The following is a 12,973-nucleotide window of genomic DNA, read 5'->3' as shown; positions in this document are numbered from 1 at the left end:
CCAGTTGAGAGAGGGCCCCGATCTGGGGCCCTCTCTTTTTGCGCTCTTTCCTGATCAGGCGTGCGCCTTGTTGTACGCCTCCCTCATCTCGGCCGGAATGCGGCCTCGGTCCATAGGCTTGAACCCATTCTCGCGGGCCCACTTACGCACGTCGGCCGTCTTCGGACCGGCCTTGCCCGAACCGCTGGCCTTCCGTATCGGAGCTGACCCGCCGCCCGCCTTCATCCGGCGGCCGGCCTTGCGGTAGGGCTCCAGGAAGTTGCGGAGCTTGACGGCGTTCACCATCGAGAGGTCGATCTCGTACACGTTGCCGTCGAGACCAAACGTCAGGGTCTCGTCCGCCTCCGTACCGTCGACGTCGTCAATCAGGAGGATTTCGACCTTCTGAGCCATGGTGGTCATGCCTTTCATGTTCTGGTGACCGCCGTGCGGTTCACCAAGTCAGGGGTAATTCAAGGGATAGCCGGATGTAAAACTGGTCACCCGGGCGGGACTCCGGACCAGTTGACCCGGTGGGAATGCATGGGTCGCACGTTGCAGCTTTCGGGTACGACAAAGGGGAGGCCGCAGGTGCAGCCTCCCCTTCGTGTCGGGCAGTCGGTTAGATCCACTCGTTCCGCAGTGGCTTACCGGTGGGAGAGTCGTACAGGGTCCACCCCAGGAGCACGTTCGCCGGGGTCAGGCACGGAAGCCGGTGAAGGCCGTCCTCCCCCAGGACCATCACGCCCCGCTGCGGGGTCACGGTCTCGGGCTCCACGGCCTTCTTCGCCGTCGTCTTCTTGGCCGGGGCCCGCTCCGCAGCCGGAGCCTTCTTCGCGGGGGCCCGCTTCGCCGGGGCCTTCTTCGCTGCCGTCTTCTTCGCTGCACCGGGCTTCTTCGCCTGCGGTGCTTCCTTCTCCGGCACTCTCTCTACTTCCCTAGCTTCTGCTCCCCCACCTATCGGGGGGAGGTTTTCCGACTCGCGGAACGAGTTCAACAGGGCAACGTAGTCGGCCGAGTTGATGACTCGCGTGGGCAGTCCAGACCTATCGGATAGCCAGCGCTTCGCATGAACGGTGAACCCTTCTAGGCTTTCCAGGCTGAGCGAATGCCAGACCTCATCGAAAGGCCCCTTCTCCGGCCGTTCCCTGACCAGTTCTACCATTACCGCCCGGGTGGCTTCACCAGGGTCTACGGATACATCCGTTCGATGGTCGCTGAACTGTGGGGCGAGAGTCAGCCCCTTTTCGTTGAGTACAGCAGCCCACTTGCGGCGGCTGCTGTGTACGTGAAGATCAATAAGCGCCTTTTCCTTCAGTGCCTCGATGGTCTGAAGCTTCACCCCGAATCCGTTGATCATGGTTCGGTCTCCCCGCCACATGAGCCCCAGGGCACGCTTCTCCTCCGCGCTGAGATCCACAACCCACCCCCCCTTTCGTACTAGTTGAAGAGATCGCCCTGACCGGTGGCGCTCCCGGCTGACGCCCGCTTCGCGGTCGTCTTCTTCGCGGCGGCCTTCTTCGCCGTCGTCTTCTTGGCCGGGGCCCGCTTCGCGGGAGCCGCCTTCTTCGCCCCTGGCTCCGCAGCCGGAGCCTTCTTGGCCGGGGCCTTCTTTGCTGCCGTCTTCCGGGCCGCCGTCGCCTTGACCGGCGTCTGCGTGGTGGAAGTCACCGGGGCCGGTGCCCGCTTCGCGGCGCGCTGCCGGACAACCGTCACAATGGGTTCCGGCTCCCTCTCCTCCGGTTCCTCCGGAGCGAAGTCGAAGAACACAGGGTTGGGCCCGGGTCGGCCGTTCGTCCTTTCCATGCGTCGAATATCTGCCATCCGGGCCGCAGCCTCTTCAATCTCGCCGTGTGTGTGCCGGTTGCCCACGGCACTGAAAAGCTGAGTCCGGGTACGTTCCCCATCACGCCCGATCGCATCCCGGATCTTCTGCTCAAGCGTCTTCGGCTGATTAGACCGGGCAACCAGGGAAGGCATCTTCGCCAACTCGATAACGGTTTCCCGGGAGTATTCAACGAAAGCTCGTGCGGCACGCACGGCACCGACAGAGATCGTCGTCTTCCGTTCCGTGGCGGTAAGCAGGCAAGCAATCCGGGCAATATTCTCGGGGGCTCTCACGAAGTAACTGGCAACGTGCTCGTCCTCCTCGGCGACGATGCGCTTGTGGGCTTTACGTGCCGCAATGAACTCGCGTCCGGCAGCGTCCGAATACTTCATCTCTTTGGCCGCCCCCTTACGAACCCACTCGTAAGCATTGGCGATCTCAACGGAGGACTGCACAAACGAGTCCGGTTCGGCGTTGAGTCCGGCAACATCGTCCAGCTCTTGCCATTCCTCGATTGCCACTGGAAGCATCCGGTTGTAGTCCCCTCCGAGCGCATTGGTTCGGCTGATAGCAGTAGGCCAGATACCCGGCTGGATGTGAGCATGGAACCCCAGGAGAGGCTTATCAATCCACTCCTCTTCCGCCTCCCCTTTCGTCTTGCCCTTAATGGTGTTACTGATGGAGCTTCCGTCCCACGCCTTGCGCAAGTGCTCCGAAAACTGTGCATCCCGGTTAAGCACTTTGAGGGTGCTCCCCCATTCGTCGCAGAGCATGAAAATCCTGCTGTCTTCCCCGGCCTCGGTTCCACTCGACTCCTGGATAGCCTGGGTAAAGACACGGACGAGGGTCGGCGCGTTCTTGATCGACGTTTTGGTTCGGGCTCCGAGATAGCTCCCGATGGCACCCTCCGTGATCTTCCCTGCTACACGGTAGGCAGTGCCCTTTCCGCCCGTGGAGGACTTGCCGACAAGTACGGTCCAGACGAGAGCGGGGCGAGTCCCGCCCGGCAAAAGGACCTGCCCGGCGAAAGCTGATGACAGCATTGCGTAGGTGGCAGCCAGCACCCCGATGGGATCGCCCTCCGTGTGCGGCTTCGCCTGCTGCACCGCCCGCCCGATCGGGCCGTAAGTCATTTCCTCGAACCGGTCGAGTCGACCGTTCAGAACCCTCACTTCTCACCCTTCCCTAGCCTGAGCATCTATGGATCGGGACACCGACGAATCGTTGCCCGTCACCAAAGCGGCTCACGCTTCCTAGTCGCCCGACCGATGGCGGGCGATTCTGTTTAGAGACTTGTCATCGCTGCGCACCATTCCCACCACAGCATCCCGTCGATGGTGAGAGTCCCCGTCTCAGGGCAGGGCACGATATCCGATTCTGAGATTTCGAGGCCGGCGAACCTCAACTCACGGAGGACTGTGTCTCTGTCCGCGTGATATCGGGGGTCAATCATCTGTGCTCTCTCCGTGGGTTCACCGTGCCGGTTGGTGTAGGTGGCCAGCAGCTCGTTGAACCGTCGTTCTGCCTCTCCGTGCTGATCGGCACCGAACGAGTCAGGCTCTGCCCATTGGGTCGGGAACTCGTCTCCGGCATAGTGCCGATGGTCGGTCACGAACCGGACTCCCGGACGGGTCTCCGTCATCTGGATTCGGGCGGTCACTCCGGACAAGCGCCAGGCGGCGCTTTCCACGATGAGATCCCACATGCCGACTTGTCTCATGTAATCGATGCTCGCTTTTCCTGGTAAGCCGTGACGGCCTCGCGCATCAACACCGCAAATGCCGTGACGGGGTCACTATATCGGGAAGCAGCCAACTGCAAGCCGTTTCGCGTATTTCTGTACGCGGCGGCCCGGAGTCTTATGTTCGGAAGTTCGGCCGCACGTTCCCCGCACGTCCGGGACTCCCGAAGGTCCCGAGCGAAGTTCTTGACCGCTCCCATGGCTAGTCCCCGTTGATTCCGAGGCGTTCACGGTCCTTGCCGGGAACGGAGCTAGCAGGCCACCACTCCCACCGGTCCGTGATGGATTCCAGGACCATGGCCGCGAAGACCGAGCTGTCCGGCTGCGCCTGGAGGACTGCCTCCAGGGCCTCCGTCGGCGACGGCTCCTCACCCCGGTAAGGGTGGTGGGGCATCCGGAGGTCAGGCAGCTCCAGTTCCTCCGCTCCCAGCCACCCGGGGCCGCACATGGTGACCAGGACGCCTGGCGTGTCCGGGGTCCACTGGACGGCCACCAGGGCATCGGGGATGTTCGGCAGCGGGGCCACCGCCGCGTCCCTGTAGGTTCGCTCAGGCATGCGCCTCCCCCTTCGTTGTGCTGTCCACCACGAGATCCCATTCGTAATCGCCCCAGAGAGCAACGAACTTGGCGAGCGCCCCGTAATCCCCGAGGAACATCGTCACGGGTCCGTCTATGTCCACGAGTTGAAGCATGGAAACCGTAAGCGCGTTGAACCATTCACAAGCCGGTGTCGTTACCGGCAGCACGTCACAGAAGGCCCGGTATACTCTGCGCTCTTTCAGCGTGTCAGCCTCGTACACGAGGAGCTGAACGTCAGATGTGCGGGTGTCCCATTCAAGGTGGACCCGCACGTTGTACGTGGCGCATATCCCAATCGCCAAGTTGTTGGGCACGTTTCCGTCCACGCGACTCCCTTTCACTAGTAGGTTGCGCAAGAGGCACGGAGAGTTCCCCGTGCCTCAAACGCATCCGGCTAGATCAGGTTGTTGCGGGTACGCCACTCCTTCAAAGCGGCCTCCTGCTGATCGGCAGGGATGCACCCAGGGTGCCGCGTCTTGTGACACGGAGTCCAGTTGCCCGCCTTGTCGGTGCGTCCTCGGATGTGGCTGTAAAACTTCTTCCCTCTCCACCCGCACCCGAGTTCGCAATCCCACTCGGAATGGGTATCGCTTCCCATGTACGGGCCGACGAGGGTCCAGGCATGGAACCGGCCGGTAGTTACTGCCTTTCGGGCCGCGTCAAGGTTCCGCTTGTTCGCCCCCTGTTTGAGTACCGGCGATATCTCCGGGGTGCTGTCTGACACTGTCCACTTCTCCTTTGAGCTAGTTCGGGCGGGCGGAAAGCAGCTCCGCCGCAAGGCATCCGATGGAGTGCAGGAAGTAGTCCGGGAGTTCCCTCTCTTCCTTTCCGTGATCCTCACGGGTGTACACGGCGTACATGCCAACGGCGTGTTCCTGTGCCGTATCCCAGCTACTCCGCGCACCGTCGCGTGTCTTCGCGTTCAGGTCCAGGGGGTACTTCGCGTAATGGCCCTGCCAGTACATGAATTCAGCGAACGTGCGGGCCGCCCTGTGCATGGCGATCCACATGTTCCGCTCTGTCATCGTCTCGGCATTCGCGGCCGATTCCACGAAGTTGGTGAAGTAGGGGTTGGGAAGTACCCGCTTCCCGATGATCGCCGCATCGGGTATCAGCCCGTGGGCCTGCCGGTACTCCTCAATGGGCTTCACTTCCCAATCCCCAAAGAGCCCGGCATGGCCTCCGCAAAGAATCATCCGGAGCCGCTTTCCCTGGTAGCCCGTATGCCGAACGACGGAGCCGGGGAACGGGCAGTGCCCCGGGCTCTCCTTCCGCATGAAGACCTCACACATGAAGTCGCCTGTCTGCTGACTGGCCATAACGCATGTCCTCTCACTAGATGGAGCGCAAGAGGCACGGGGGAGCCCGTGCCCCAAACTCCCCACCTAGCGGTGACGGGCCCGGCAGGAACGGCAGTGCGCGCACGGGTCGACGAGTCGGATTCCGTCGCGCTCGTAGACCAGTGCCGCCCATCCCGCCCGGGGAGCCTCCGAACTGGCGGACAGCTCCGCCGAGGCCCTGCGCCACCCCTCGTGTCCTTCCGGGTCGGTCTCGGCCCACTCTGCGAGGACGGCGTCACGCTTGCGGGCGTTCTCCGCTCTCTGCTCCTCGGAGTACCGGGCCTGAACGGGGGGACTTCCGGCCCCGGACGGGTAGGTGTTGCACGTCGCCCCGGGCTCACTGGCGTACACGTGGAACCGGAGGTCCATGGCAATGGCCTGCGACGGACGGTGAACGTGGGAGGTCGCGCCCGAGGCGTACCGGATGCAGGCGGACATGCGGGCAGAGAGCCGCCCCGCCATTTCAGCCCGCTCCTGGTCGCGGCCGGCCAGGTGTTGCCTTGAGAGTCGTGCCTTGTGCGCCAGGGCCTCGCGGACGGCCTCCGCCATCCGTGACGACATGGTCACCGTGACGCCCTGGCCCATCTTGTAGGCCACCTCCCGGACTGCGTCCCACCCGAACCCTGCACCTCCTCCTCTTGTCGGCATGGCATAGGTCCGGGGGTCTATCCCCATCGCGGGCAGCGCCACCCGCCCGTACAGGTTCACGGAAAGGCGGAGAACGTCCGCTTCTTCGGTGCTCTCGCACTTGAACTTGACACTCACGTGCGTGCCCTTTCGCAGGGCCTCCGAGCTGATCTCTAGAGGCTCAACACCAGGGGCAGGAGTGGCATCGGACGCCGCCGCGTCTGCACTTCTCTTGCCCCTGATATTGGTCCGCTACAGACAGCCCTAGCCCCACACGAGCAAGTCCTTGCATTCGTCGCGGACGCAGTCACCGGACAAGTGTCGGTAGACAACCGGCACCATGTTTTCACCCACCATCACATTCACAGGGCCGAGATCGCTCCATTCCGTAGCCAGCCACTCACCAGCGGCGAACACGTGCCACAGCAGAGACTTCTTCACGTTCGGACTCCCTTGTTGTTGATACAGAGCGGACTGTTCCCGTTGTAGGGCCCGCATTCCTCGCAGTGCTCACCCCGGTTGACCAAGCAGCCGCACGGGGCCGCCCATGCGCCGAGGAGTCGCCGGTACGGCCCGGGGTCATGGGATGTCAGGGGGATTCGGCCCACGCTCACCGTTCCGCCGTCCGTGAGGACGTACGTACCGACCCCGTACCGGTTCGCCTTTTCGTACGTCCACCAACCCGGATGCGTCGGGTGGGGGACCGGGGCCGACTCGATTACCGCAATGGGTTCCCGGTGGAATCCCGTAACAATGTCGCCCCGCTTGATCTCTTCAGCAGGCAGTGACGTCCCCAAGTAGTAGGCAGCCATTCGCCCGGCCTCTTGCCATGCGTTCACGCAGTAACTCCGTCCTGGTTTCGGGCATGAGAAAGGCGCACGGCCTGCTCGGCTCGTGCGCCCTGAGTGAGGAATGGCCCTAGTGGATGAGCAAGGCCTTTTCCCCGTCGCTCTCAGACTCAATGGTCATGTCCGCCGCCACCATGTCCGGGTTGCGGCCCTTACAGACGACAACTTCCATATCCCCGTCCTCCGTGAGGATGGTTTCCGCTCGTTCGATGAACTCAGAAAGCCTCATGGCTCCCTCTCACTAGCACCTACAGGGACAAGGGGAGACACGTACGGGACGTGTCTCCGATGAACCCACAGATCCCGTCAGGGAATCCAGCGCAGTTCCACACGCGGACCTATGTACCCGTCCGCACCATGCCGGGACACTTCCAGGGTGGCTAGGCAGTTGCCGAGAAACCGTTCTGACGCCTCGTTCTCCCGCTCGTTCCCTACGTCATAATCGTACGACTCACCGGTGTCCGTGACAGTTATTTGCAGCCTCATTCACTCCCCCTAGTGCAGCGACGCACAGTAGTTCTCGACGGGTCCGAAACGTGTGCCGATCCGCCGGAACTGCGTCTTCAGCACTTCCCCGGATTCCAGCAAAGCCGGTATGAGGGAGTCCACGTCATAGTCCCCCCAGAGAGACGGCCCCACCCGCTCCGCCGTCTCCGGAAACCATCCGGCCAGAGCATCCCCCATGTGTCCGGGGCAAGCCATGTAATCGGCAGGCTCGTAGTAGAAGTAGCGTTCCCCCTTAGCCACGCTCGTCCCCCCGGTAAATGTCGCCCTCGATGTAGGTAATGGCCGACCCGTCCGGGGCACGCATCGCGTAGTAGTAGGAGGCCCTGGCCCATATCTGAACCCACCCCGCCGCCCGCAGAGAATCCCAGACACTCGGATCACTGCCGGACAGCTCGTAAAAGCCGTCACCGGCCGAGACACCAGGCACCACGGGCAGAATGCGAAGTACATCATCCGCATTCTGTGCGCTTTCGAGCGCCACAAGTTGAGCCCTAGTTCTTTCACGCCAGTTGTCAGTCATTGTCATTCTCCTTGTGATGCTCGCAGTTGCAACCGGGCATGTTGGTGCAGTACATCGCTGAATATCCGTGCTGCGGAAGAATCAGGTTAGCCCGGTAGTTCACGTTTCCACCGAGCCACCATTTGACCCGGGCGAGACCCGTTTCCCACTCCTCGCCCGGTTGCGCGGGGCACGGGCCCCCGTCAAAGGGGTTGTCGCCCACAAAGAAGGTGACTTCACTCCGACACACGAGGTTTTCTCGTCGGTCGAGGTGAACGTCTACCTTGACGTTGTCGCTCAGCCACTCACTCAGGACGAGAGAGAAGCTATGTATCTCCAGTACGCGCATTAAAACCACAGCTCCCCGATTACCTGAAAGTCCAGGATGCGCCGGTAGTAGATCACCGTTTCCAGATCGGTTTCCGTAAACGCAATGGGACGCCAGTCCCCTTCCAGGGCGGAAGGGAAAGACTCCCCCGCGTGTTCCAGACAGGCAGGGTCATCAACGAAATGCCGCCCTTCCAGGACGTACGTCCGGGCAACGGATGCCGTCTCCCAGCAACCCGACTGGTTACAGCGGTACTTAATGAGGCTCAGACGCATATCTGTAGCCCTTTCAATAGGTCAACGCAGCCCGTTACGGGCCACGGAAGCGCCTTACCGGCTCTCCCCTAGACTCACGTGCTCTCAGCCGCTTAGAGACCCGCTCACGCGGTCCGGTGAGTATCAGTCACCATGACCGGCCGGAGCCTGGACGCGCCATGTCGAGAACATGAGCCGTAGGCAAATCAGGTAAGGCATGGGGGGCGAATCCTGTTGAGCTTCACGAGTCCTCACGGGTCATCACGGGGTCACCTTTCGGGAGCCCGCGCCTATTCCCCTCTCGCGACAACCATTGACAGGTTCAAGTGGTATCCGCCCACCCAAAACGTCATGCATACGCGTCATTCAGCGGCTACTAGGTAACGCCACTCAGCCGTCACAAGACGTGTCTTACCGGCATCCTCACGCCCCCTCGTACCGTCTGACTGCAACCGACCCGCTACGGGTCTCGGGAGTCCTTAGAACGGCGTCCAGGGGTGTTGCTGGCACGTCTTTGACGGTTGGTCTTGATTCGCTTCGCCGTCTGCTGTCACGCACATCGATCTATTCATCGCCCGGACGATCAGTCCCGGTTCCTCACCACTCCCCGACGCTTTCGCGCTCTCAGCCGATGACGGCAGACTCTCGGGTCCGCTAGGCACTGTGGGATTCACTCGGAGTTCTCCCCCGGGTGTGAGTAGCTATTGATTCAGTTCTCAAGGTGGCTACGCGGTCCGTCTGTGTCGACGCCGTACGCGGAGGAGTAGGAATCCTTGGGGAGAGGGCCGCTAGGCCGTCTCCCGCGCTCTCAGGGCCGATTCCGGGCCCGGTGAGTGGTGGACACTCACCCGCGCTCTGTGTGGTGGGGACCGTGCGCTCATTCGCTTGCCTGCCTTTCGCTCTGCCGCCCCGGTGGGCGGCGGTTGGTGACGGGCTGAACATTGCCCCGCGCTTTCCCAACTGACAAGTCGGCTCATCTGGCCGAGATGAGGGCCAGTACGGGCACGCGTAAAGACATAAGGAGAGGTCAGGGCGTCACGAGCCAAGAGAGTGCACCACTTGCCCTACTTTGCTCCCTGCTTCCCTACTGACAAGCCTTTACCTTCTCTTTGCAAAGCTGTCCACTATGCCCCGAATCACAAGCGCACAACCAAAGGAACTCTTTACCTAAAGCCCTCTCGCAAGATTCCGGCATATAGCCCAAACCTATATACGCAAGGTCCCTGCATATGTGGTTCTGGCTGAGAGTCAGGGAACTGAGACGCGCCCTATGTCCTGAAATGAGAAAAGCCAGGCTCACGGACACACCCCGAAAGGAGGTCTGCATTCCTGGCTGTCACGCATGGCGTGCGCACAAAGTCAACAGGTAAATCCCTGTGACTCACCTCACCTAATTACTTCTCACCCCTCCCCACCCTCTCCCCCACCCCTATGCCGAGAAACAAATAACCCGCTCACATGAGCGAGATATTAATTCTTTCTCACCATAAACACACCCCGGGGTAATGCATGTAATTCCTTCTCGGGTACCGCAGGGGGGCGCCTTCCTTCGATCCTGTACGGGTTTAAAAATATTCACCGCGGCTTCCGCCGGCTCGTCTTCCACCATGCCGGCCCCCGTTTATCCTCGTTAAACCGCCACAACAACTCGTCACCCACCAACCTCCGATGAAACTTCGGCGTGAGCCCGGGATTGAGGAACATGGCGTGAGGAAGGCAGTGCTCCAACTTGGTGCCTCGTACGTTCTCGCAGCGGGGCTTGCCTTTCCTGCCCTCGTACACCCAGATACAGCGCGCATGATCAGGCAGTTGATCCACTTCGGAGCCTTCTTTCAGTGAGGTTGACCACAGTCATGTCACGAAACTTGCCAGCGGACACCTACGTATTTAGTGAGGGCAGGGGTATTACCTCCTGCCCTGGAGTGTCTTGAGAGGCCCCCGGCCGCCCTCAAGAGGCGGCTGAAGGTCTTGCTAGCTGATCTGGCATTCACCTAGGTGGCATTCAAACAGTCGACAGGTAATCCGGCCCTGTCGTTGAGGGATCTGACAGAAGTAACCGCACTTGATGAAGTCTGTTTCCTCTTCATCTCTCCAGACATGCCAAATTCCGATATCGGCACCCCGCCTGTCCTGTCTGACCGAGAGCAGCTTGACGTGATCCGAGTGGATTCCGGATTGTGTGCAGCGATTCATAATCGCCACCTCTGTCAGGTTCTTCTGATTCCGCTGCACTTTGATTTCTCGTCGACGTAAATCTGATACCGGGTGGTACGAAGGGCACCAGGCCTTCATCGTCTTCATGAGACTCCTCTCCAGAGGCCTCGGTGCAGCAGGAGGCTTCCGAGCCGGCCGAGCTAAGTGACGAACTCGGCCCCGGCCTCGATGGGCACCGACCTCTCGTCGGGTGGGGGAGGCCCTGGCCCTCTCGGTCGCTACTCATGTTGCTGCCGAGAAAGAATTAATATCTCCGGGGGCGTCGGCCCCGCCCACGCAGAGCGAGGCCGCGCGGGTCAGAGGGGCCAGGAGTTCCCGGGGTCGTCGAGCCAAGCCCTCTGGCCTTCGGCGTCGACAGAGAGGCCCAGGCGCCCATATCCGGGGCGGCCTTGCTCGACCCACCACGTGTACGCAGCCTTGGCTTCCGTCCAGAGCTGCCGGTGGCCGGACTGCCACACCTTGGCCGAGGCCCCTTCTCGGAAGGCGACACAGGCCCAGGAACGGTCTGTGAGCCCGTACAGCCACAAGGCCAACTGCCCATCGGCCTGCCGGGATACTGCGTGTGTACAGTCGCGGAGCCGGAGACCGATGACGAACCGCTGAACGCCGCCCTGGTCGTGCCCCAAGAGGTCATCCGCCGTCAGACTCGTGCCCGTTGTGGTGGCGATGGCTGAAGGAAGTGGCAACTGTCGGGCCGGGTCCGGATTCTCGAACCGAAGAGTCTGCGCAAGGGGTGCCTCGATCGGCCGCACGAAGCGCCCTGTGGCCCTCTGGTAATCGCTGTCGACGGTAAGTGTGACAATGGCGCGGGCCTGGCCGTAGGAGGTCCCCCATGGGGTCACGATGAGGCCTCCGGGGGTGGTCTGCTGAACCCACTCGAACGGGATCTCGTGCACTGCGCAGGTGGCTAGGACGCGGTCGTACAGGCCTCGTTGCGGGTACCCGTCCAGTCCATCTCCGATCACCACCCGTACGGGGTCACCATGGTCGGCCAATGCCTTCATCGCCTGGTGGGCTACGTCGCCCCGGGCTTCCACGGAGACGATGTTGTCGGCTCTTGCCCGGAAGGCCAGGAGAGCGGTTGTCCACCCTGTACCCGTCCCGATTTCCAGGATTCGGGAACTGGGTGTGACGTCCAGCTCTCCCAGCATGGGAAATAGGTGGGAAGGCTTAGGGGAAAGCGTTGTTGCTACCTGTCCGGCCCCCGAGCCGGCTCGCCATTCTGTGACGAGCTGAACGTCTGTGAAAACGTATCGTTGCCACAAGAACGGGTCCGCGGTCCGGGAAATCTCGACATCGATTCCGTTATCCGGGTCAAAAGCCCAGAAGGTATCGGGAAGGAAGAAGGATCGAGAGACATGGGCGGAGGCAGAGACCCATTCGCGAGGAAGGGCCCCCTTTTCCCGCAGGGTACGGGCTAAGTTCTTGCGGTCGGGTGAGGGGCCTGACATTTCTTGCCTCACGGTTGTTCTCCTGTGCGTGCAGTGCTTCTAGGTTTGGTAGCGAGATTTACAGGCAGCCGCCAGTTGTCTGCATACATCGTCGGCCGTTGGCCGTTCGGCTGGGTTTCGAGACATCATTGCCTTGATGAGCCGGCCGATTTCACCGGGAATCTCAACTGCCAGGCTGGTTCCGTATGCGATGGCTTTTCGCTGGTCTCTGCGGTCGGCGTCGTCGCGGTACTCAACGTGCCGTTGTCCTGTCGCACTGATCATCAGAGACGCACCGAGGGCGTAGACGTCTGACGCGCGTGTCGGTATGGCGAAACCTGTTTGCACCACGCTTCGGGCGATCTCCGGGGCCTCGTAATGAACAAGGCAGCCCCGGTATGCGAAATCCAGGTCAGCGGGGATTGGCCCACCTTGGGCTAGGGCGAGGTCGATGATGAACGTCCCCGGATCTCCCATGATCAGGTGTGCGGGCTGAATGTCGCCGTGGACCCAGTGCTTTCGGTGCAGCTCGGCCAGTGCTGCGACGCAGGAAACGGCCTGCCGCAAGTCCGGCTGCGGAGGTTCGTGCCCGGTGCGGTGCGGTTCCCAGAGTTCGTAGAGGCTGCTGCCGGTCCGCCACGGCTGTGCACCCCATGTGCCGTGCTCCCACGTGCCGGAAGGGAATTTCTCCGAAGTGAGCTGTCGGAGGACTGCGGCTTCTCTGCCCGGGGCAAGGGCTGTCCACTTGTGCGTCTTGGTGGGATAGCCAATCTTCACGGCGTAATACTGGCCTGGTGCC

14 protein-coding genes are annotated in these 12,973 nt (G+C 61.8%); all 14 read right to left on the bottom strand.

Annotated elements, in window-relative coordinates; translation table 11 throughout:
* Window positions 1-54 precede the first annotated feature (54 nt).
* The gene (locus ACZ60Q_RS27170) at window positions 55-393 is read right to left on the bottom strand and encodes a histone-like nucleoid-structuring protein Lsr2 (protein WP_469639993.1); all 339 of its coding nucleotides are present in this window, start codon (window positions 391-393) and stop codon (window positions 55-57) included.
* A gap of 208 nt (window positions 394-601) precedes the next feature.
* The gene (locus ACZ60Q_RS27165; RefSeq protein ID WP_469639777.1) at window positions 602-1,339 is read right to left on the bottom strand and encodes a hypothetical protein; all 738 of its coding nucleotides are present in this window, start codon (window positions 1,337-1,339) and stop codon (window positions 602-604) included.
* Window positions 1,340-1,419: 80 nt separating this feature from the next.
* Entirely contained in the window at window positions 1,420-2,979 is a 1,560-nt protein-coding gene (locus tag ACZ60Q_RS27160; protein WP_469639775.1) for a DUF3987 domain-containing protein, read from the bottom strand.
* Between the two features lie 113 nt (window positions 2,980-3,092).
* The gene (locus tag ACZ60Q_RS27155; protein WP_469639773.1) at window positions 3,093-3,527 is read right to left on the bottom strand and encodes a hypothetical protein; all 435 of its coding nucleotides are present in this window, start codon (window positions 3,525-3,527) and stop codon (window positions 3,093-3,095) included.
* A 223-nt stretch (window positions 3,528-3,750) separates the two neighbouring features.
* On the bottom strand, window positions 3,751-4,104 hold the full coding sequence (locus ACZ60Q_RS27150) for a hypothetical protein (RefSeq protein WP_469639771.1): 354 nt from the start codon (window positions 4,102-4,104) through the stop codon (window positions 3,751-3,753).
* Window positions 4,097-4,453 carry a hypothetical protein gene (locus tag ACZ60Q_RS27145; RefSeq protein WP_469639769.1) on the bottom strand — a complete coding sequence of 119 codons (357 nt, stop codon included), beginning with the start codon at window positions 4,451-4,453 and terminating at the stop codon, window positions 4,097-4,099. Before ACZ60Q_RS27145 ends, ACZ60Q_RS27150 begins: the two co-directional genes overlap by 8 nt.
* Window positions 4,454-4,870: 417 nt before the next feature.
* Complete coding sequence (locus ACZ60Q_RS27140; RefSeq protein WP_469639767.1) at window positions 4,871-5,446, bottom strand: hypothetical protein; 576 nt, start codon at window positions 5,444-5,446, stop codon at window positions 4,871-4,873.
* 66 nt (window positions 5,447-5,512) lie between these two features.
* On the bottom strand, window positions 5,513-6,232 hold the full coding sequence (locus tag ACZ60Q_RS27135; protein ID WP_469639766.1) for a hypothetical protein: 720 nt from the start codon (window positions 6,230-6,232) through the stop codon (window positions 5,513-5,515).
* Window positions 6,233-6,358: 126 nt separating this feature from the next.
* Entirely contained in the window at window positions 6,359-6,535 is a 177-nt protein-coding gene (locus tag ACZ60Q_RS27130; RefSeq protein ID WP_469639764.1) for a hypothetical protein, read from the bottom strand.
* Window positions 6,536-7,012: 477 nt separating this feature from the next.
* Window positions 7,013-7,171 carry a hypothetical protein gene (locus ACZ60Q_RS27125; protein WP_469639762.1) on the bottom strand — a complete coding sequence of 53 codons (159 nt, stop codon included), beginning with the start codon at window positions 7,169-7,171 and terminating at the stop codon, window positions 7,013-7,015.
* A 510-nt stretch (window positions 7,172-7,681) separates the two neighbouring features.
* Complete coding sequence (locus ACZ60Q_RS27120) at window positions 7,682-7,969, bottom strand: hypothetical protein (protein ID WP_469639760.1); 288 nt, start codon at window positions 7,967-7,969, stop codon at window positions 7,682-7,684.
* Window positions 7,962-8,297, bottom strand: a complete 336-nt coding sequence (locus tag ACZ60Q_RS27115) for a hypothetical protein (RefSeq protein ID WP_469639758.1) — start codon at window positions 8,295-8,297, stop codon at window positions 7,962-7,964. Before ACZ60Q_RS27115 ends, ACZ60Q_RS27120 begins: the two co-directional genes overlap by 8 nt.
* Window positions 8,298-11,040: 2,743 nt before the next feature.
* The gene (locus ACZ60Q_RS27110) at window positions 11,041-11,895 is read right to left on the bottom strand and encodes an rRNA adenine N-6-methyltransferase family protein (RefSeq protein ID WP_469639756.1); all 855 of its coding nucleotides are present in this window, start codon (window positions 11,893-11,895) and stop codon (window positions 11,041-11,043) included.
* 339 nt (window positions 11,896-12,234) lie between these two features.
* Complete coding sequence (locus ACZ60Q_RS27105; RefSeq protein WP_469639755.1) at window positions 12,235-12,951, bottom strand: protein kinase domain-containing protein; 717 nt, start codon at window positions 12,949-12,951, stop codon at window positions 12,235-12,237.
* Window positions 12,952-12,973 lie beyond the last annotated feature (22 nt).

It is taken from the genome of Streptomyces sp. NPDC104313, assembly GCF_055583985.1.
The sequence above is the reverse complement of the archived record's forward strand: the minus strand, read 5'-3'. Positions and strand labels throughout refer to the sequence as shown.

Excerpts from the sequence above, each read along its gene's own strand:
- ACZ60Q_RS27170 (WP_469639993.1), bottom strand. The coding sequence starts at position 393 with ATGGCTCAGAAGGTCGAAATCCTCCTGATTGACGACGTCGACGGTACG.
- ACZ60Q_RS27125 (WP_469639762.1), bottom strand. The coding sequence starts at position 7,171 with ATGAGGCTTTCTGAGTTCATCGAACGAGCGGAAACCATCCTCACGGAG.
- ACZ60Q_RS27165 (WP_469639777.1), bottom strand. The coding sequence starts at position 1,339 with ATGATCAACGGATTCGGGGTGAAGCTTCAGACCATCGAGGCACTGAAG.
- ACZ60Q_RS27155 (WP_469639773.1), bottom strand. The coding sequence starts at position 3,527 with ATGAGACAAGTCGGCATGTGGGATCTCATCGTGGAAAGCGCCGCCTGG.
- ACZ60Q_RS27115 (WP_469639758.1), bottom strand. The coding sequence starts at position 8,297 with ATGCGCGTACTGGAGATACATAGCTTCTCTCTCGTCCTGAGTGAGTGG.
- ACZ60Q_RS27150 (WP_469639771.1), bottom strand. The coding sequence starts at position 4,104 with ATGCCTGAGCGAACCTACAGGGACGCGGCGGTGGCCCCGCTGCCGAAC.
- ACZ60Q_RS27110 (WP_469639756.1), bottom strand. The coding sequence starts at position 11,895 with ATGCTGGGAGAGCTGGACGTCACACCCAGTTCCCGAATCCTGGAAATC.
- ACZ60Q_RS27140 (WP_469639767.1), bottom strand. The coding sequence starts at position 5,446 with ATGGCCAGTCAGCAGACAGGCGACTTCATGTGTGAGGTCTTCATGCGG.
- ACZ60Q_RS27120 (WP_469639760.1), bottom strand. The coding sequence starts at position 7,969 with ATGACTGACAACTGGCGTGAAAGAACTAGGGCTCAACTTGTGGCGCTC.